General features: G+C 45.6%; 15 protein-coding genes and 2 pseudogenes. 11 read left to right on the plus strand and 6 right to left on the minus strand.

What is annotated here, in order from left to right; all coding sequences use genetic code 11:
- The first annotated feature begins 137 nt into the window (after positions 1–137).
- Both PLE7327_RS15320 and PLE7327_RS23560 read left to right on the plus strand, forming a co-directional pair.
- Positions 138–953, plus strand: coding sequence for a spherulation-specific family 4 protein (locus PLE7327_RS15320; protein ID WP_015144719.1), 816 nt, complete (start codon positions 138–140; stop codon positions 951–953).
- Between the two features lie 67 nt (positions 954–1,020).
- Positions 1,021–1,245 carry a hypothetical protein gene (locus tag PLE7327_RS23560; RefSeq protein ID WP_015144720.1) on the plus strand — a complete coding sequence of 75 codons (225 nt, stop codon included), beginning with the start codon at positions 1,021–1,023 and terminating at the stop codon, positions 1,243–1,245.
- A gap of 1 nt (position 1,246) precedes the next feature.
- Here PLE7327_RS23560 and PLE7327_RS23565 read toward each other — a convergent pair whose 3' ends face one another.
- Positions 1,247–1,516 carry a transposase gene (locus PLE7327_RS23565; RefSeq protein WP_254657996.1) on the minus strand — a complete coding sequence of 90 codons (270 nt, stop codon included), beginning with the start codon at positions 1,514–1,516 and terminating at the stop codon, positions 1,247–1,249.
- A gap of 97 nt (positions 1,517–1,613) precedes the next feature.
- On the opposite strand from PLE7327_RS23565, the pseudogene PLE7327_RS26655 reads away from it, so the two are divergent.
- Both PLE7327_RS26655 and PLE7327_RS25395 read left to right on the plus strand, forming a co-directional pair.
- Positions 1,614–2,060, plus strand: a pseudogene (locus PLE7327_RS26655) (Uma2 family endonuclease); the annotation flags it as partial.
- On the plus strand, positions 2,034–2,249 hold the full coding sequence (locus PLE7327_RS25395; RefSeq protein WP_015144721.1) for a hypothetical protein: 216 nt from the start codon (positions 2,034–2,036) through the stop codon (positions 2,247–2,249). The pseudogene PLE7327_RS26655 and the gene PLE7327_RS25395, both read left to right, overlap by 27 nt.
- A 197-nt stretch (positions 2,250–2,446) precedes the next feature.
- Here PLE7327_RS25395 and PLE7327_RS15345 read toward each other — a convergent pair whose 3' ends face one another.
- The gene (locus PLE7327_RS15345) at positions 2,447–4,234 is read right to left on the minus strand and encodes a hypothetical protein (protein ID WP_015144722.1); all 1,788 of its coding nucleotides are present in this window, start codon (positions 4,232–4,234) and stop codon (positions 2,447–2,449) included.
- Positions 4,235–4,701: 467 nt separating this feature from the next.
- Between PLE7327_RS15345 and galE the strand changes: the two genes are divergently transcribed.
- The 6 genes from galE (at position 4,702) to PLE7327_RS15375 (ending at position 16,709) form a co-directional block, all read left to right on the plus strand.
- Positions 4,702–5,925 (plus strand): UDP-glucose 4-epimerase GalE, encoded by a 1,224-nt coding sequence (galE, locus tag PLE7327_RS15350; protein ID WP_015144723.1) that lies wholly within the window; start codon positions 4,702–4,704, stop codon positions 5,923–5,925.
- Between the two features lie 175 nt (positions 5,926–6,100).
- Positions 6,101–10,225 carry a hypothetical protein gene (locus PLE7327_RS24900; protein WP_015144724.1) on the plus strand — a complete coding sequence of 1,375 codons (4,125 nt, stop codon included), beginning with the start codon at positions 6,101–6,103 and terminating at the stop codon, positions 10,223–10,225.
- A 20-nt stretch (positions 10,226–10,245) separates the two neighbouring features.
- The gene (gene glmM / locus PLE7327_RS15360; RefSeq protein ID WP_015144725.1) at positions 10,246–11,667 is read left to right on the plus strand and encodes a phosphoglucosamine mutase; all 1,422 of its coding nucleotides are present in this window, start codon (positions 10,246–10,248) and stop codon (positions 11,665–11,667) included.
- A 115-nt stretch (positions 11,668–11,782) separates the two neighbouring features.
- A complete protein-coding gene (locus PLE7327_RS24905; protein WP_051036449.1) occupies positions 11,783–13,585 on the plus strand; it encodes a response regulator in 1,803 nt (600 codons plus the stop codon).
- 93 nt (positions 13,586–13,678) lie between these two features.
- Positions 13,679–15,202 carry a GT4 family glycosyltransferase PelF gene (gene pelF / locus PLE7327_RS15370; RefSeq protein WP_015144727.1) on the plus strand — a complete coding sequence of 508 codons (1,524 nt, stop codon included), beginning with the start codon at positions 13,679–13,681 and terminating at the stop codon, positions 15,200–15,202.
- Positions 15,165–16,709 carry a hypothetical protein gene (locus PLE7327_RS15375; RefSeq protein ID WP_015144728.1) on the plus strand — a complete coding sequence of 515 codons (1,545 nt, stop codon included), beginning with the start codon at positions 15,165–15,167 and terminating at the stop codon, positions 16,707–16,709. Before pelF ends, PLE7327_RS15375 begins: the two co-directional genes overlap by 38 nt.
- Positions 16,710–16,752: 43 nt before the next feature.
- Here PLE7327_RS15375 and PLE7327_RS15380 read toward each other — a convergent pair whose 3' ends face one another.
- Complete coding sequence (locus PLE7327_RS15380; RefSeq protein WP_015144729.1) at positions 16,753–17,220, minus strand: hypothetical protein; 468 nt, start codon at positions 17,218–17,220, stop codon at positions 16,753–16,755.
- 65 nt (positions 17,221–17,285) lie between these two features.
- Positions 17,286–17,762 (minus strand): peptide-methionine (S)-S-oxide reductase MsrA, encoded by a 477-nt coding sequence (gene msrA / locus PLE7327_RS15385; protein WP_015144730.1) that lies wholly within the window; start codon positions 17,760–17,762, stop codon positions 17,286–17,288.
- Between the two features lie 464 nt (positions 17,763–18,226).
- Here msrA and PLE7327_RS26660 point away from each other — a divergent pair.
- Positions 18,227–18,351, plus strand: a pseudogene (locus tag PLE7327_RS26660) (transposase); the annotation flags it as partial.
- 77 nt (positions 18,352–18,428) lie between these two features.
- Here the strand turns inward: PLE7327_RS26660 and PLE7327_RS15390 are convergent.
- Together PLE7327_RS15390 and chlP are read right to left on the minus strand one after the other, a co-directional pair.
- Entirely contained in the window at positions 18,429–18,770 is a 342-nt protein-coding gene (locus tag PLE7327_RS15390; RefSeq protein WP_015144731.1) for a hypothetical protein, read from the minus strand.
- A 358-nt stretch (positions 18,771–19,128) separates the two neighbouring features.
- Positions 19,129–20,346: a geranylgeranyl reductase gene (gene chlP / locus PLE7327_RS15395; RefSeq protein WP_041393408.1), complete on the minus strand. Its 1,218-nt coding sequence runs from the start codon at positions 20,344–20,346 to the stop codon at positions 19,129–19,131.
- Positions 20,347–20,454 lie beyond the last annotated feature (108 nt).

Genomic DNA, 20,454 nt, shown 5'->3' on the forward strand with positions numbered 1-20,454 from the left:
ATAATCAGTCAATCGCTAAGTTTTAATCTTTGTTAAGAGTAACGCGAATGTTGTCTCAATTGGCGAGGAGCGAGTCGCTATATGATTATTTTGATACCAGCCAGATAAAACTAACCGCGATCGAAGACTAACCTTGCATGTACCGCCTTGCCAAATTTATCGCTACTGCTCTATTAACCGCATCTCTAATTGCTTGTGTTATGAAATTCCCCGTCGAGGCTACCCAGCTTCAAATTTTCATCCCACTCTACTCCTATCCAACCTGGTACGATCCCGATACCTATTCATGGACTAGAGTAGCAAAAGCTGCCAGTCAAGTGCCCATTACCGCAGTTATCAATCCTAATAATGGTCCTGATTCCAGTCCGCCAAATAAAGATTACGCCAGAGGTCTCGACGATTTGCGAAAAGCAGGCGTTTCTCTGTTGGGTTATGTTTTCACCAGTTATGGCAAGCGCAATCTGGCTGAGGTAAAATCCGAGATCGATCTCTACGATAAGTACTACGATATCGACGGGATTTTCTTCGACGAAGCGGCTAGCAGTGCTGATAAGCTGGATTACTATCAAGAACTCTACAACTACATCAAAGCCAAACCCAATTTAAATCAAGTAGTCCTCAACCAAGGAACTCAGACTGATGAAGGCTATTTGACTCGTCCGGCAGCAGACACTATTGTAATCTTTGAGAATTACTCAAAAGCTTGGGAGAAGTATCAACCTCAACCCTACCTTAAGCGCCACGGTGCGAAGCATTTTTCCTGTTTGATTCACACTGTTCCCGATGCGGCAACGATGAAAAAGTACATCGATATCGCAGTAGCCCGTAATATTCAATATCTCTACATTACCGACGATAGCCCCGACGATCGCGATCGCGATCCTTGGAATCGTTTGCCTTCCTATTGGCAGGAAGAGGTAAATTACATTCAATCTATCAATCAAAAGGTTTAGCGATCGAGCGCCGCTCGGCACTCTACAGTAGAAGACTGTCCGCTGTCACTAAGCAGGGTTACTGGCTATGACATTTGAACTCGACCACCTCTTTATCTGTACTGCCATTGGCGCGCCTGAAGCCGATCGCTTGCTATCATTTGGGTTAACTGAAGGTACGCCAAACATTCACCCCGGACAAGGCACGGCTAATCGTCGTTTTTTCTTCCACAACGTTATGTTGGAACTGTTGTGGGTACTTGACATTCTCCCCGGCGCGAACGCACGGGGGATTCTTCTTTCAACCAGCTAACTTACTCGTGGCTGTTTTCACCTACCAAGCAGAGGTTAATCTGTCCAGAAGGGTTTACTTTAGGTGTGCCCCACCCTAGTTGCTCTAGTCCTTTATTCAAAATATTAATAGCAGCATTCCAGTCTCTACAAAGTACAGCACCACAACTACAAACATGGGTTCTAGTACTTAGAGATTTTTTGACCCTAGCTCCACAAGAGCTACAATCTTGAGAATAGCCCGGTATGCTGGGGCTAATTTTTGCAATAAGACAATTAATCGAGGTACTCATTGGTAAACTTCTAAGTTGGGCGGGCTTTACCCACCCAGTTCTGTGTATGACTCTACCGTTATAATGAAGTCATGAAATAAACTCGTTGCTTGAACTAATGACGACTTCCTTGACTCAGGTTCTCTCCCTTGAAGATTTCCTCAAATTGCCATATTTGATTGCCATATTTGGAGGATTCTCCGGCATGGGAATACGTGGATGGGGTCGCAATCCAAAAGCCCATGCCTAAGACTCGACACTCTATCCTACAAAAACGTCTTTTGGCAGAAGTTGACAGCAAGACTGCTGATTATACAGCGTTACCTGAGTTGCGATGTGCCTTCGGTGGGCGTTCTATTGTTCCCGATGTTGCGGTAATTGCGTGGAATCGAATTAACCTGAATGAAGTAGGTGAACCGGAGGATGACTTTACCGAAGCACCTATTGGATCGTCGAAATCCTTTCACCCGATCGAAAGGTGAACCGTGCAATTGACAACATTCTGCATTGTTTGAAACATGGCAGTAAATTAGGATGGATGCTTGACCCAGATGATTATTCTGTTACCAAAGCCGAGTTAAAAGGAGACATTAACGTTTTGAAATCAGAAGTCGGCTTTTTGAAAGACGATATTAAAGACCTGAAAGGGTCAACTAGAGCGCAAATTTGGACGTTAATCGGAATTCTCATTACAGCAGTCGGTGGGTTTTTAGTGGCAGTTAGGCAATTTGTTTTGTTGGCCCCTAAACTGTGACATTTCCTATAACTTGTTCTGATATTGTTTGGGTGTCAAGTTTGTATATCGGCGGAAAACATTAATTCAATGGTTTGAGGAACGCGATCGCAACTTTCAACCGCTGCTTGTTCGATTAGGACTGGCAGTAGATAGATTGACAGTAATTCGACTTCAGCAACCCAAAGAAACTCGACCTCACGATGGGTTAAACACTCTCATAGCAAGCGAAAATAGTAGATTCTCAGTTCGTCATCTTCATAATAAATAGAAGTATTGGCATGGGTGCGACGATATGCCTCGCACATCTGTAAGGCTTCATACTGCACGCTAGCTCGACCTGCTGCCGATCGATAGTAGCGATAGGTAGGATCGGACAGGAGCGAGTAGGGAACATTTTGAGGAGCGAGCGCTGAGGTAATAAAGGGCTTTTTTTCCACGAAAATAAACAGATGAGGCGTGGAAAAAGGAAATTTAAAATCGGGATTGCCTGCCTTTTTGACATAATTGTTGACAACCTGTGCCATATCTTGATACCATCCCGCGCCATAACTTTGAGAAAACTGCTCGACGGGAGCGACAATCGCCCAACCTTTGTTTGCAAAGAGCATGCGGAGTTCTAGGGTTTTGCGAGCAGCTATATCGTATTCTAGATAGGGAATCTGGGGCGGCAAGGGTAGTAAGAAATTCAGCGAAAAGGCAAAAACGAGTATTAAGCAGATGGCTTGCGACCATTGACGCAATATTAAACTCAATAACCAGATTGCCAAGAGCGATAAGAGTCCCCAAAGCAAACTCAATCCTATTGGCAGCGTTAAGAGAAAGCTTTGACCCCAATGCTGCTGATTTTCGGGACTAGCCGCGAGTAGCGCCAAGGCTATCCACGCGATCGCAACTATAGCTAGGGCAAACCTGCGTCCGCCCAGCAGTCCGATCCCGCCAACGAATGCCAGAATTAGTAGTGGCGGAGCTGTCATGGCAACGATCGCCAAGCAACAAACAGTATCGATCCCAGCAGATTGTTTTTGTTTTCTGAGCCTAGTATTGCAGTAGCAGGCGATCGCTAATAGAAGAAAAGTCGCCCCGATTTCTAACTCGCCTGCTGCCCATTGTCGAATCAGCGATGCATTCAAACTCCCCACAATTGTACTCAGCCATTGTTGCAACCAGTCGGGTAAATTGCTAGGAATCTCTTTATGCCAAGTAAATAAGTAAGCTCCCAAGCTGTAGGTAGCTATCAGTGCGGCTGTCGTATTCTGCGTGAGAACGCGCACGTGATAACCGACACTCAACACTAAGAGCAGCCCCAATAGCGGACTTAAAAAGCGAATCGCCTGCATAGCATCGATCGCCCCTAATAGAGACACGACAGTCGCTAAGGCGGGCAACACGGGCACATAGTTGACCTGCGGCTGTTCTCCTGCCAGAAATTGCCGAGTTATCAGCAAGGTGCGATAGCTATCGGGATGCGAGAAACGCAGTTCGAGTAGGGGATGTTCGAGGCGAAGCAGGATAGCAAAGGTGAGAATGACTGACAGTGCCAGCACGGTTAGTTTGTTCCGTTCTATGGCAATTCGGATTGATTTAAGGGAGCGAACCAGCCAAATTTTGAGCGAGCGCCAACTTCGACGAGCTACCTGCTGAAATTCGGGAAACAAGCCGCGATCGAGCCAATCTATAGCAGCAAAGGTCAAAGGTTGAAATGCTAAGGTCAATTGCGCGATCGCGCCCCGGCGATGGCGGAACAGCCAGCCCAGCAGAAAACACAAACCGCAAAAAAGCACTAGGGTAAACCAGCTAAATAGGCGCAATGTGCTTAAACTCAGCACTCCCGTCACTGCAACTAGCGTCATTCGCGCCCAAGCAGCGATCGCTCGACTGTCAGGCGATCTGGCTTTTGCGGGAGAAATCAACTGACCGGGCAACCAAAAAAATACAGCGAAAAATAGGGCACTTACCCAGAGAGCAGCGATTAGATCGAGGAGAAGGTTTTGAATGACTGACACGATCGCAAATTTAAACGTCGAAAATTTAATCAAAAAACTCTTATTTCAAAAGCAAATCTATCATATCCGATAGTGCAAATTAAGTAATGTAATTTTTCGCGATCGATTACAGTTTTTAATTTGTACATTTTATATCCAAAAAAAATAACATTTTTGTCTCAAAAAAATACTCTTTTCAAGGTGCGGCAAAAGTAATAAACTAGGTAGCGTGAAGTCCAAACTTCTTGAAAATTCTAGCGTTTTACCAAATAAAGATTCAGTTATTATAAATTTTGATTTTAAACTCTTGATGTTTTAATTAGGATATGGCTATCATTAAAGATTAAATATTTTCTTTTAAAAAAATAATTCAATATAAATAGCAATAAATTGTAAAAAACTTGACAGAAACTTTATAAAAACTGCCAGTTTTTATGTCATAATATTTTTTTGAAAACATCTAAGTATATTCGCTTAAGTAAAATCCGATGACTAAAAAAATATTAGTTACCGGAGGAGCTGGTTATATCGGCTCTCATACCGTGTATCAATTGGGAAAATTTGGTTATGATGTCGTAGTTTATGACAACCTTTCTACTGGTTCGGTATCGGCAGTAACTACTGGCGAATTGATTGTAGGCGGATTAGAAAATAAAAAATTTTTATCGCATATTTTTGCCAAACATCAATTCGATGCCGTCATCCATTTTGCAGCCAGTATTTCCGTCCCGGAATCCGTCGCTCAACCTCTCGATTACTACACCAACAATACTTGCAACACCTTAAATTTATTGCAGTGCTGTCAGACCTATGGGGTTGATAAATTCATCTTTTCCAGCACCGCCGCCACCTACGGCGAGCCAAAAGAAAATCCGGTGACAGAAAACTCGCCAACCGAACCGATGAATCCCTACGGTCGCTCTAAACTTATGAGCGAACAGATAATTCGCGACTACAGTCGCGCTTCTGGATTGAAATACGTTATTTTGCGCTACTTCAATGTAGCTGGCGCAGATACGAACGGGCAAATCGGTCAGTCTGCCAAAAAAGCCGAACACTTAATCAAGGTAGCTTGCGATGCTGCATTGGGTCGTCGTCATTGTGTCAAGGTCTTTGGGACGGATTTTCCTACTCCAGACGGCACCGGGATTAGGGATTACATCCATGTAGAAGACTTGGCAAGAGCGCATATCGATGCGCTGCGCTACTTAGAAGTAGGCGGTGACAGCCAAATTTTCAACTGCGGTTATGGTCGAGGTTACAGCGTCCGGGAAGTTATCGACAAAGTAAAAGAGATTTCTGGCGTAGATTTTTCCGTCATCGCAACAACCCGACGAGCAGGAGATCCCGCTTGTGTCGTTGCCTGCGCTGACAAGATTCGTCAGATGCTCGGTTGGGAACCTAAATTTAATAGTTTGGACACTATTGTTAGAACGGCTTTGAATTGGGAGAAAAAATTAATTACGCTTGCCCAATTAGAAAAAACCCTAGCCGAACAAAATTTCAAGCTGGGCGTTCTTCTGCTTGAGAAACAGGTTATTTCTGCGACTGAATTAGAGAAACTCTTACAAGAACAATCGGCTAGCGGAATGAAGTTAGGCGAACTGTTGGTTCAGAAAGGACTTCTATGCCAAAACAATTTAGAGAGCGTTCTAAAAGAGCAAAGCTGGCGAAAGAAAGGCTTTTGGTTAAAGTTACCGACTGCGGTTTGATCTGACGAGTTATCTGTTGTTTTCCTAACCCTTCAACCTAAGAGTTATTTTTCTGAAAACCAATAGTTTTTCTTACTCCTTACTTCGGGCAATCTTGAAATGTTAGGAGCTAGGAAATGTATGTTTAATTCTCTCAATTAAAATTTTTTAGTTTATCAGATAAAAAGGAGCAAAAATGTCTAATTATTGGCTGCCAGAATCAATCGAATCGGCGTTAACTACGGTTTTGCTGGCTGCTTTAGAAAAACTTAAATTTTTGAGAGATGACTCTACTTTTATTGAGAAAATAAGTCTAGCTTTTGGCAATTCTTGGGATCGCGATCGCGCCAAAGCGTTACTTCAAAACTTAGCAAGTGGCAACAATTTACCAAAGATTGCAATTGTCTCTTCGCCGCAAATTAATGGAGGCAAAGGAGCTTTCGATCGCACTGATAATATTATCTATTTATCGCAGGAATTTTTAATTGCCAATGCTAGCAATTTAGATTCTATTGAAAGCGTTCTACTAGAAGAAATCGGTCATTTTATCGATTCTCAAATTAATACTACAGATTCTGCGGGAGATGAAGGGGCAATTTTTTCTGCAATTGCTCAAGGAAAAACTTTATCTGACTCCGAACTTGCCGCCCTAAAAACCGAAAACGATACGACTGATATCACCATCAACGGACAAGCAAGAACGGTAGAACTTGCCACAAGTTTTGGCAATATAACTCTCGATGGAAACTTAAGTGACTGGACTAACTTTTTCCGCTTAGATGCAGTGCCGGGAACGGGGCAACCGGGATATGAAATCTATGGCAAATATGCAGGTGATGCCTATATATTCGCGATTAAATCGAATAGCACTCAAATCGCTTCTGGAACGACAATTTGGTTAAATACCGATCGCAATGCGAGTACGGGTTATCAAATATTTGGTTTTGCTGGCGGGGCAGAATATAACGTCAACTTTTTTACCGATAATCAACCCTATCTTTATACGGGTGCAGACGGAGAAACTCCAGTCGGAGGTACTATTGCTGGCACACCTTTAAATTATGCTTTTGGCAATAACAATCAAATCGTTGAATTTGCCGTTCCCATCTCGCAACTTCAAGGAGTTTCTCCCAATAGCGCGATCGATATTTTAGCCGATATTAATAATCAGATATTCTTACCATCAGATTATTCTGCCACCCCCTATACGATTAAAACCAATTTACCGCAGAGAACTGACTTTAGTAAAAAAGTCGCCATTGTTTTTTCTGAAACAACTGCTAATAACTTTTTTGATAAAAAGGCATATACCCAGCTATTCATGTCCATGCAATACCAGGCAATGATGGCAGGGATTCCCTTTGACATTATTACAGAAAACGATCTGACCAATATTAATAATCTTGTCAATTATGATGCTATAATCTTTCCCTCTTTTCGCAACGTTAAAACTAGCCAACTGGGCGCAATTACAGATACTCTACTCGACGCGGTTTATAAATACAATATCGGCATTATTACTGCCGGAGATTTCCTAAGCAATGACGAAAATAATAATGCTTTACCGGGCGATTCCTATATTCGCATGAAGCAGCTTTTAGATGTCACTCGTACTACGGGCGGCGGTCCCGTTAATGGCACTCTCAGAGCTGAGGATATTACCCATCCGGTAATGCAGAATTATGCCCCTAACGAGCAAATTCGTGCCTATAATGGCATATTTTTTAACGCCTATGGCGACGGAATTACTGGCGACAACAAACAACCCATCGTTTTGGCAGATTTTGAAGCAAATGGACAGAGTTATAATGCCGTTTTAGCAACGCAAACAGGCGGTAGGAACGTTCATTTTGCGACTGAAGGATTTTTAGGAGATAACAACTTAGTTTGGCAAGCACTGCAATGGGTTATTTCTAATAACCAGCCAACCGTTCGACTGAATATGAGTCGGGATGCCAGTATTTTTCTCTCCCGCAATGACATGGATCAGTCGCAGTATATCGATGAAGTTCCTCGCGTCAACGTTCCGCTTTATAACATCATTGCTGAGTGGAAGAATAACTATAATTTTGTCGGTTCTTATTACATCAATGTTGGGAATAGACCAAACCAAGGAGCCGTTACGGATTGGACGGTTTCTGGTCCCTTATACCGAGATTATATTGCTCTGGGCAATGAAATCGGAACTCACTCTTATACTCATCTGCAATTCGACTACACGCCTCCTAACGATACCAATGTTTTAACTCCTGCTCAACTAGAATTTGAATTCAATCAATCCAAATTAGTTATCGAGCAAGAATTAGGAAAATACGTTCCAGGTTTTCAAGTTATTGGTGCAGCAATTCCCGGTCAACCGGAAGGAATTGCCGTCAGCGAAGAATTAAGAAAATATCTCTCCTATGTAACGGGTGGATATGCGAGTGTTGGTGCGGGATATCCAGGGGCATTTGGATTCATGTTTCCTGGGGATGATTATGTCTATTTTGCTCCCAACATGTCTTTCGATTTTTCCTTAATTGGATTTAGACAATTAACGGCACAACAAGCCGAGGCAGTTTGGGCGCAAGAATATGCCGAGATAATTAACAAAGCTGCCCAACCGATCGTTCTCTTTCCTTGGCACGACTACGGTCCTACTTTAGCCGAGCCTGGTTATACCAAGGAAATGTTTGCCAATTTTATCGCTAGGGCATACAACGACAACACAGAATTTGTTACCTTTGCCGATCTCCATCAGCGCATTAAAACCTTCGAGCAATCCCAGTTATTTATTAACAATGCTGGCAATACTATTACTGCTAGAGTTGCTTCCAATGATGTGGGGAAATTCTCGCTCAATATTAGTAATAACCAACCCATTCAAAGTGTAAACAATTGGTATGCCTACGACAGAGATACGGTATTTCTTCCCAAAAATGGCGGCGAGTTCACTATCAATTTAGGTGCGACACCCGATGATGTCACGCGGATTACTAACTTGCCAATGCGGGCTGAATTATTGTCTTTGACGGGAAATGGCACCGATTTAGAGTTTACCTTCGTTGGCGAAGGTGAAGTTGTCATAGATTTGAAAGCTGCTAATGGAAGAAATTATTCCATTGAAGGGGCAAGCAGTTGGACTCTCAATGGAGAAATCCTGAGAATGCAATTCAACACCGTTAAGCAACATACGGGGCGCGTCAGCTTGTCTCCAACGGTTGCAAGTCCCCTGGCCGTTGCCAATCCCATCGCCGATGTTGCAGTTGATGAAGATGCAGCCAATACCGTTATCGATCTCAGTAATGTCTTTAGCGACGGTAGCAGACCCTCGGCAACCATTGAGAAAACCATTTTTGCCAACAGCAATAGCGATTTAGTCGCTGCTACGATCGCCGATAATAATCTGGTTCTAGATTATCAACCCGATCGCTTTGGCACCGCAGAAATTACCATTCGCGGTACATCTAATGGTTCGATCGTCGATGACACCTTTATCGTTACTGTCAATCCCGTCGATGATGCGCCTATCGTCGCCAATCCGATTGCCGATGTCAGTGCCAACCAAGATGCGCCCAACACCAACATCGATCTCAGTAACGTCTTTACCGATATCGATAACGATCCTGCCGCGATCGCAAAAACCGTTCTGACCAATACGAATCCCAGTTTAGTAACTGCCGCGATCGCCAATAATACTCTCACCTTAGATTACCAACCCAATCGATTTGGCACTTCAAACATTACTATTCGCGGCACCTCTGGCGGCAAAACCGTTGACGACACCTTTACTGTCACCGTCAACCCAGTCGGCAAGGTCATCAATGGAACGACTAGCAACAATTCCCTTTCAGGCACCGTAGGTCGAGACATTATCTACGGTTTGGGCGGAAATGACACGCTCGCTGGCAACGGGGGAGATGATGTTCTCTTTGGCGGAACAGGCAATGACTCTCTCCAAGGTGGCGGCGGACGCGACGTGCTGATTGGGGTCGATCCCAGTCAATCGACCGCAGGTAGGGGCGAGATAGATATTCTCAGAGGCAACCAAGGAAGCGATCGCTTTGTTCTAGGAGAATGGGATCGAGTTTATTACAACGACGGCAACGACAGCGATCGCGGTTTAGCCGATTATGCCCGAATCGTTGATTTCTCGGCTACTCAGGGAGATACGATCCAACTTCGCGGGAATGCTTCTAACTATAGCCTGAGTGCTTCTCCCAACGGGTTGCCTAGCGGTACGGCTATCTTCTTAAAGACTTCGGGACAGGACGAACTGATTGGCATCGTACAAGGGGTTAGCAACCTAAATCTCAATAGCAGCGCTTTTAGTTTCGTTTAGTACTGGGGAGGATTTTCTCGATGGCATCGTCTTTTATGACAACGCAAGACCTTACAGAAACGAGACTGGAGGGCATTTCCTTACCTGCTTCGCCCTTATTTGGCACCGACGGCATTCGCGGCAGGGCAGGCGCACTTTTGACGGCACCGCTGGCATTGCAAATCGGCTTTTGGGCGGGGCAAGTCTTAAAAACCTACCATTCTCAACCGGGAGCGATCGTTGTCGGTCAAGATTCTCGCAATTCTAGCGATATGCTGGCAATGGCGCTCTCGGCTGGTCTAACTTCAGCCGGAATGGAAGTGTGGCATGTGGGGTTGTGTCCCACCCCTGCCGTTGCCTATCTCACCAGTACCTCCCCCGCGATCGCGGGAGTCGTTATCTCAGCAAGCCACAACCCCCCCGAAGACAACGGCATCAAATTTTTTGGAGTCGATGGGACTAAATTATCCGACGAGCTACAAAGCCAGATTGAAGCTGGACTGCGAGGGAAGCTCTCAGAATCCGTCTCTGAGTCTTGGGGACGGCAATATTACCGACCAGAGTTATTAGATAAATACTTTCAGTCTTTACAAGCTTCCTTCTCCTGTTGTGAAAGCTTGGCAGGAATACGGATCGTCCTCGATTTAGCCTGGGGTGCTGCGGTTCATCTCGCGCCAAAACTCTTTAAGGCAATGGGTGCCGAGGTCATCTGTCTCCACGATCGCCCCGATGGCAATCGCATCAATGTTAACTGCGGCGCGACGCATCTGGATTTCTTGCAAGCTGCCGTCGGGCGCACTCAAGCCGATCTCGGTCTGGCTTTCGATGGCGATGCCGATCGCCTGATGGCGGTAGACGAGCGAGGACGGGCGGTGAATGGTGATTACATCCTCTATTTATGGGGTCGGGAGCTAATGCAAGCAGGACGATTGCCTGGAAAAGCGACGATCGCGACGGTTATGTCCAATTTGGGCTTTGAGAGGGCTTGGCAACGGTTGGGCGGTCAACTGATCCGAACCGCAGTCGGCGATCGTTACGTCTGGGAAGAAATGCTCCGCCAGGGAGCCATGCTAGGCGGTGAGCAATCGGGACATATCCTCTGTCGGCATTACGGCGTTTCTGGCGACGGCTTGCTGAGTGCCCTACATTTGGCTACACTGGTGCGGCAGTCGGGAACTTCGCTCGGAGAACTGCGCGATCGCAGCTTCGCTCCCTATCCTCAATTGCTCAAAAACGTCCGCGTCAGCGATCGCGATCGTCGCTTGGATTGGAGAGCTTGCGAACCCCTGCAACAGACAATCCAACAAGCTGAAACGGCGATGGGAGAAGAAGGACGAATTTTGATTCGCGCTTCCGGCACCGAACCCGTCATCCGAGTCATGGTAGAAGCCACCGAACTAGAACTCGCCAGCTACTGGTCGGATCGGCTCGTCAGAGCTGTCGAGCAACATTTAGCAGCTTGAAAAATTTATCGCTTAGCTTCCCTAATCCAAAATCTAAAATCCGCTGTTCTCTCTCAGAAAGCTCCGAGAGCGGGCGGCGGTGGAGCCAAAATTCACAATTCAAAATCACTATAATATGATTCACATTCTTATAGTAGACGACCAGAAAATGTTTCGAGAGGCGCTCAAAACTCTGTTGGAGTCAGAGCCAGATTTAGAAATCGTCGGCATTGCCAAAGATGGCTACAGCGCGATCGAGCAAGTCGAGGCACTGCGCCCCGACGTGGTGCTCATGGATATGGAAATGCCTAAGCTAGATGGCGTGAGCGCCACCAAAACCATCTGCCAGCGCTTTCCCAGTTGTAAAGTTCTCGTCCTCAGCAACCACGACGACGACGAGTACGTCGCTAAAGCGCTCCATGCCGGGGCGATGGGCTATCTGCTCAAGACTATCCCCGCTCAGGAACTCCGAAAAGCCATTCGGTTTCTTCACAAGGGATATGCTCGCATAAGGCCGGGACTCTACGCCCAAGTAGTTCCGACTTTTAAAGGCATGACTTCTACCATAAAAACTGTCGAGTTAGCTGAAAAACTCTCCTTAGAGCTAGGAGCCACAAGCGCTCCCCCTAATAGCTCTGCTCTCCAGTTACTTGAGAGAGAGAATCGAGGGGCGATCGAACGTAGGGAAAACGAACCGCCCGAACGCCCGAACGCCAAAGAGATTAGCTGGTTGCAAGTGCTTGCCATGCTGATAGTAGGAGTCGGTTTGACGGGAGGAATTTATCTGGTGCGTCAATTCCTCAGACAACCTTTACCTTCCCTAAACCTCTCGCAACAAGCTGCCACCCTTGCCGATACAAAATTTCCCGGAAAAATAGAACCAGCCAGAACTTTCAAGATCGCGGCGACGACTCCTTCAGTGGTAGAGAACATCTACGTTAAGATCGGTCAACCCGTCAAAGCGGGTCAACCCTTATTGGCTGTGCAAAATTTGGAAGCGCAAAATGCGCTCTCACAAAGGCAACAGCAGCTACAAGCGGCGCTACAGCAGCAGCAGCTCGCCTTACAACAACAGCAAACCGCTAGAGGGCGCATCTTAGAACTCACCCAAGAAATCGATCGCATCTCTCGAACTGAAATCCCCCTAGCCAGTCAAATCGCTGAGGCAGAATTGCAGGTTTCTCTTGCCCAGAGCCAGGTCGATACCGTTCCTTTACCTCAACGGCAGGACTCGATAGAACGAACCCAAGCAATCTATCAACGCGCTCTCTCCAAAGTCCATCGCTTTACCGAACTCTATCAAGAAGGCGCGATCGCCAAAGATCAACTAGAGCAAGCTCAAGCAGATCTTCAGGTTGCCCGCGCCGATTTTCAGGTAGCACGGGAAGCTGCCCAAGCAACAGCCGCGCTCAAAGCTGCCAGACAAGAAAAATCTCGCTACCAGCTTCGCTCGGCTCTCAACGCGCAGCAGGAAAAACTCAAACAACTGCAACAACAACTCCAAACCGCTCGCTTGGAATATGCTCAAGCTACCGAGCGCTTAGAACTGCTGCGAAAACAAACGTCTCAGTTATCCGCTCGTCAAACTCCTCAGATAAAGACTATCGTGAAAGCCACTAGCGACGGCATTGCGATCGAACTGCCAGTCGCCGTTGGAGAGCAAATTTTTACGGGCAATCCCTTGATCGGATTGGCGCAATTATCTAACCTAACCGTCGAAGTTCCCGTCAGCGCTCGTCTGATTAACGCCCTCTATCCGGGGCAGTCAGCCGCGATCGCAGTTGGAGTCGGCGAAAACACCCAAAAGTTTACAGGCAAGATCGCCTCGATTAATCCCTTACCCGATGGCGAATTAAATCATACAGTAGAAATACAATTTGCCAATCCCAAGCAAGCTTTGCTAATCGGTCAAGTAGCAACCGTCGAGTTTTTACAGTAAGCAGTTACCAGCTACCAGTGAAAAATAAACTATTGACCGATCGCCGAATAACTGACTAACTGGTAACCGATCGCTAATCACTAATCACTGATAATGAAACCTTGCGTACTATTGACCACAGAGGGCACTTATCCCTTTCATAAAGGAGGGGTGAGTACATGGTGCCACGTTCTCACCCAGCGAATGCCCGAAGTCGATTTCAAACTCTTTGTCCTCGTCGCCAATCCCTACCTGCCGCTGCGCTACGAGCTATCCTCGAATGTCCGCCAGGTAGTCAAAGTGCCTTTGTGGGGAATCGAAGATCCCGTGGAATACTCTTGGCGCTTTCCCTTTTCCAAGGCGATCGAGAGCAAAACGAACGCGACTGAAAGGACGATTGAAAAGCGATTCATTCCCCTGTTCGATCGCTTTCTGCAAGCTATTCTCTTTGGCAAGTCGGATATAGAAGCGCTCGGACGCTTGCTTGTGGCGATTCACGAATACTTTCTGCGCTACGATTACCACAAGACCATGAAATCGCCTCTCGTGTGGTCTGCTTTTGGGCGATGGGCGCTTGCCGATTGGCAGCAGCAGTACGACCCCAAGCGCCTGACGATCGCCGAACTGACAGAAGTCATGCGCTTGTTGTACCATTTCCTGATTTCTATCCACCTCCCCGTCCCCGAAACGGATATAACTCACTCGTCGGCAGCCGCTTTTTGTGGCTTGCCCTGCGTTATTGCAAAATTGCAACGAGGTACGCCCTATTTACTGACAGAACACGGGATCAATATCCGGGAGCAATACCTCAACCTCAATCGCAGCATCGATTCCCCTTTTGTCTGTCTGTTTATGTATCGAGTGATGGCGGCGGTTGTGAAACTCAACTATCACTTTGCCGATCGCGTCGCTCCGGTTTGCGCGTACAATTCTCGTTGGGAAAAGTGGTGGGGCGTGCCGGACAAGAAAATTAAGGTCATCTACAACGGAGCCGATCCCGATAAATTTTACCCGACTCCAAGCGTCGAGAAAGAACGCCCGCTAGTGATGAATATGGGCTTGATCTTTCCACTCAAAGGTCAACTCGATTTGATCGAAGCCGCCGCGATCGTTCGCGATAAAATTCCTAACGTGGAGTTTCGCTTCTACGGAAAAGCCTCCGATGAAGAGTATTTTGCCGAATGTCAGCAACGGGTGCGCGACTACAAGATAGAGGAGAATATTAATTTTGCCGGGTTTACTAGCGAACCCTGGCGCGTTTACAGCGAAGCAGATGTGGTCGCCATGGCAAGTATTTCTGAGGGCTTTCCCTATGCTGTGATTGAGGCGATGCTCTCCGGTGCGACTATTGTTTCTACCGATGTTGGCGGAGTCAGCGAGGCGCTAGGCGATACGGGATTGCTGGTACAAGCTCATCGCCCGCAGGAACTCGCCCAAGCCATTCTCAAGCTGCTAGAACTTCCCAAAGAGAAGCGAGAGCAATATGGTCGGCGGGCACGCGATCGCGCTTTGGAGTTGTTTACTGAGAAGCGCTTTCTGGAAGAACATTTGAAAACCTATCGCCAGTTAATCGATCGCTTGAAGACAGACGAGGACACCAATGAATTTGCCAGAGAAAAAGTTACAGGAGTTGCTTGAGGCAGTCGAGAGCGTCAACCCGCAAATGGTAAATTATTGGCAGACAACTGCCATTATTGAATCTTTAGGCTACACCGATCGCGTTATTCAAAAAGAATTTAATTTTCCTAATGCGCTCTCTTTGGGCAAATATATCTACGAGCGCCATAGCCCTTCTCCCTCTCGCCAGCCTTTACCTGCGCGCCAGAGGTTTTGGAAGCGGGCGAGCGCAGAAATCGGGATTTTTATCGAGCAATTCTCTCGCAGCTTTGTCTATGCCATCCCGCTAATTTTAACGTTGCTTTTGGAGTATATCGGACTGGAAGGTAAAGGGCGATCGCTGCCGCTTGGGCTAGCGTCGCTGATTACGCTGGCAACCTTGGCGAGTCTATGTACTAGCGGCGGTTTCGTGCAGATGATTAGCCGCCGAGGAGCATTCTACATTGGTTTGGGAGAGCCGTTGCAAGCGCGTCGAGTTTGCCTGCCCATTTTCTACTTAGGTGCTGCCGCAAGCATTCTTCTTTGTTTGGTCGGACTTTGGTTTGGTTTTTATCGCAGTCTCGTCGCCGATGAATATTTGATTTTGGCTGCTATTTACTATTTATTGCTCAGTTTGCTTTGGATGCTGATCGCGATGCTTTCGGTTCTATTTTCTAAGGCCGAGGCTTTCGTTCTGCTCGGATTCAGCCTGCTATTTCTTCTATTGCGAGTGCGTTTGGGAATGGACGCGATCGCGGCTCAAATTGCAACGACTTCGATTGCTTTGGCAGCAGCGAGCGTTTTAGTCGCGATCGCTTTTAATAAGGGAAAACATGCCTGTGATGGCAGTGCCGAAGTCAAATTACCCCATTTGAGCGCTCTTATCTATTTACTGGCTCCTTATTTTTTCTACGGAATCGGTTATTTTAGTTTTATTTTTGCCGATCGCTTAATAGCGGGTTGGGCGATCGATCCGGCTTCCGGGTTAATTTTTGCGATTAATTCCGACTATCAAAGAGACATGGATTTAGCGCTGCTGAATTTCCTGATGCTCGTTCCTTGGGTGGAATATTTGAGCTATAAGTTCATTCGTTATTGGTACGATCGCGCCAAACAATTAACTCTAATAACAAGCCGCGCTTTTGTCAAAAAATTACGGTATCTCTATGGATTAGCGATCCTCTTAACAGTGCTGTTTTTTATCTTCTCATTTACGATTGTTATTGGTGGATTCAACCCCCTCAATTTAGGAGCAAAAGAAACATCACAAACGCTTTTGGGCTGTTTTGGATATTTGTTTTTTGCGATCGGATTGTTCAACGGAATTTTATTGTTTAGTTTGAATCGGGCTAAGGAAGCATTGCAAGCTTTATTACCCGCTCTTGCACTCAATTTTACCGTTGGTTATCTTTGCGCTAATCTTGTCGATGTCTACAGTGCTGCGATTGGTTTGCTAGTCGGTGCATTTGCTTTTATGATTTTTTCAAGTCTTAAAGTTTTGCAAGCCATTAAATTTCCTGATTATGCCTATTATTTAAGCGGATATTAACTTAAAAAGTCAAAACTAATCGAGAACGGTTACCTCCAACTCATCAAAATTCCTCTGTTTCCTGTTTGGCGAGCTTCCTGCGTTCGAGATAATCTCTATGAAAAATCCATTGCCCATTTTTGATAAATCCCCAATCTCTCACCTTAAAACCTCTGAAAAATAATGTCCAAGCTCCATCCGAACCTTCTGGAATTTCTAACCGATGCAGAGATTGAGGCGAACTGATGCGAAAATGCCCAACACCTCGCCAAAATTTGCCTTCAGGCTTGATTTCCCAGTAGCCACCTTTTAAAATCAGCGTTGCATACCACCAGGGATGATCGTGGAGTTCGTCGGGATCGCTCAAACAAATTTTGTGCAGCATGATATTGAAGGGAAGATCTCGCGCTTTTTCCTCGTCGGTCAACTTATCTTTAAACAATAAATAGTAACGGTACATATAAGGTTGCACGTTATCTCTGTCGTAAATAATGCGCATGCGACCCAATTTTTCTAGAAGTTTTAGTAACATCGTTAAGATTTTCAATAGAAATTACTTTTAGATTAGCAAGGAATTTTCGAGTAGATGCATCCTAATCAAACTTCTCTCAACGAACTCTCGCGTTGTCTTTTCTTTGCCAAATACTGCTGATGAGATTCATCAGCTAGATAGTATTCCGTTGAGGGTTGGATTTGGGTGACAATTGCTTTGTTAAAGCGACTCGATCGCTGGAGGTTTTGTTTAGAGAGCCTTGCTGCCATTTCTTGTTCGTTATTATAATAAAATATGACAGATCTATACTGCTCGCCTCGGTCGGAACCTTGACGATTAAGCTGAGTCGGATCGTGAATCGACCAAAATACTTCTAAAAGTTCTTCGTAGCTAGTGCGATCGGGGTCATAATCGAGCTGTACGACTTCGGCATGACCGGTTATTCTTGATAAAACATCCAAATAGCTGGGATTGGGAAAGTGTCCTCCCATATAGCCTACTGAGGTAGAAATTACTCCTTCAACGTTCCGAAAAGCTTCCTCAACACCCCAAAAACACCCGGCTCCAAAAGTAGCTTTCATGAGTTTTTACCTGCTCTTGTGTGATTATCGATCGCTATTTACTCGTGCATTATTTAACCGATTTTTTCGATATGTTTAGGATTATCCACAGGGTTATTTTGCCGTGACTTGATTTCACCAAGAAATAAATTTCTTGTCTCCAAATATTCAGTCCGTTTGAAGTAAGATTTTGCACCTGTCGGGCTAGCCGCCAGGAAATCAATTTCCTGGCTTACATGTAAAGTCCATTAAAATGGACTGAATATTTATTCACTCGTCTTAAGACGACTTTATATATGAGGCAGCGATTTCAGTCGAGGGGGCTATTGAGAATAGTGCAAGATATCAGTTTGAACGGACTTGAGTATTTTAGACAGAGAATTTATTCTCTGGCTACTAGAATCAAATAGCCCTAGATTATTCAAAATTGTCAAAAATTTTCTTTTATCCTTCAGGACTTACGCAAATAAATTATATATTATATGTTGATGCAGTTGATTGAGCAACTAGGGAAAATTTATTATTGTCCTCTCAAAAAAATCGTTTAGTTGATGTAAAAAAAGAGTGCCACCTGCGTTGGAAAGTTGAGGAATTTCACCGGGAACTCAAATTTCCTTCAATTCGCCTGAAGCTCATTTGAGCTATACGCTATATATAGCGTATTTACGTAAGTCCTGTCCTTAAAAATTAGAAATCAAACAAAGATTCTAATTCGGTACGCATTGCTTCAAAATTCACAACTTGGGCAACGATAACATTTTCCTGTCCCAATGTTTCTAATTCGCTCTTCCAGTATCTTACCTTAGCTTCGTGCTTAACCCAAAACTCAACGATTGTCCGAACTACTTCATCCCAATCCCAATTGGGTTTGTAGGGGATGGTTTGAGTCGATTTAATGAAAGCATCGAGGGTACATTGATAGCTTCCCAAATAAGCTTTCCCTCGACGGGGATTTTGTTCGACTCGTTGTTGATGTTCAAAGAATTTTAAAACTGGTACTACTCCAACCAAATCGAAGGAATAGGACATAACGGACTCTGAAAACAATTTATATCAAAACGCTTTTCTTGATTCGATCTTAACCAGTTGAATCTGAAAAAACTGTTCTTTATCAACTCTTTTTTACAAATGATAGGCTGGTCGGGTCGCGATCGCGCTCCAAAAAAATCGACCACCAAGACAAAAAGACAAATAAATGCCCTTGTATCTTGGTGGCTCAAGTTGTTGAGTTGACCAAAACAATTGCCAATTGACAATTCGCAATTCGCAATTAATAAATTAGGGAGTACAGGCTCCCACTGAAAGTTTGATTTCACTGGCTCCCAATCAGTGGTGAGTCTAAACTGCCCACTGATTGTATTGCGAATTGATGTGACCGAATACAGTTCTAAGGCGCTAAGGCATTACCCCGCAGAAGGCTGCCAATGGTCTTAGCCGTAATCTTCATCTGAACGAGGGGATTAGCGGGTACTACCGTCTTGTAAAGATAGCTATCAAAGGTCATTTTTTGTACGTCCTTATCAGCACACATCTCTACAAACGCTTCGCGGGTGGCATCGGTGCGATAGAAGACCCGTTGCAGGATATCCAGCACGAGATAAGTCATGCCGTACTTCTTATCCCAACGCTTGAGATAAAGCTTGAGGTCGTCTTCAGTGGGAAGGCGCTGTCCGCCGTTGCTAGCTTCTACAATGGTTTCGGCGCACATGCGAGCCGATTTTGCCGCAAAGTAGATCCCTTCGCCAGAAGACTTGGTAACGGTTCCTGCTGCGTCTCCTACGAGGGCAACTCGACCGACGACGCGACGGGGACGGGGATGTTCGGGAATGGGATGTGCCTCTACTTTGATAATTTGTCCGCCTTCTAGTTTACGAGCAGCGCGGGTACGAATCCCCATTTGCAGGTCTTTGATGATTGCCTTGTTGACCTTCATCGTGCCCGTTCCTACGGCAACGTGGTCGTATTTTGGGAAGACCCAAGCATAGAAGTCGGGGGAAACATCCTTACCGACGTACATTTCTGCCAGTTCTTCGTAGTAGTTCATTTTATCTTCTGGCAGGCGAATGCGCTCTTGGAACGCGATCGCGTAGTTATAATCCCCGGCATCGATGGCTTTGGCAATGCGGGAGTTAGCGCCATCTGCCCCAATCACGACATCAGCTTTGAGAGTCTTGATGACTCCTTGAGCATCGCCATTGGAATAGTCGGCATAGTGGAGAGTATAAGGGTCTGTATTATTGCTGGGAATATCTAATTGATAAACGGTGCCATTAATCAGGTTTGCCCCTAATTTGGCAGCGCGCGAGCGCATAAAACCGTCGAGAACTTCCCGACGGCACATGCCAATATATTCATCTTTGTTTTCTAAATTGATATCCACCTCGATATTCGACGGCGAAATCATCTTCATTTTTCTGACGCGCCGATCGATAATTTCTGGCGGTAGATCGAATTCGCTTACCATGCACAGCGGAATCGCACCGCCGCAAGGTTTGGCATTGTCTAGCTTGCGCTCGAATAAATAGGTTTCAATTCCGGCTTTTGCTAGTACTTCGGCAGCCGAAGAGCCAGCCGGACCCGAACCAACAACAGCAACCCTTAACAACAAGGCTTTTCTCCTAATCCGTAAGCAAGTTACGGATTGCATCGTACCACGGACTTCCGCTCTCTACGACCGATTTTGGTCGATTTCGAGCAAAGTTGAAATAGAGCT

The sequence above is a fragment of the Pleurocapsa sp. PCC 7327 genome (assembly GCF_000317025.1).
In the GTDB taxonomy this organism is placed as follows: domain Bacteria; phylum Cyanobacteriota; class Cyanobacteriia; order Cyanobacteriales; family Microcystaceae; genus Hydrococcus.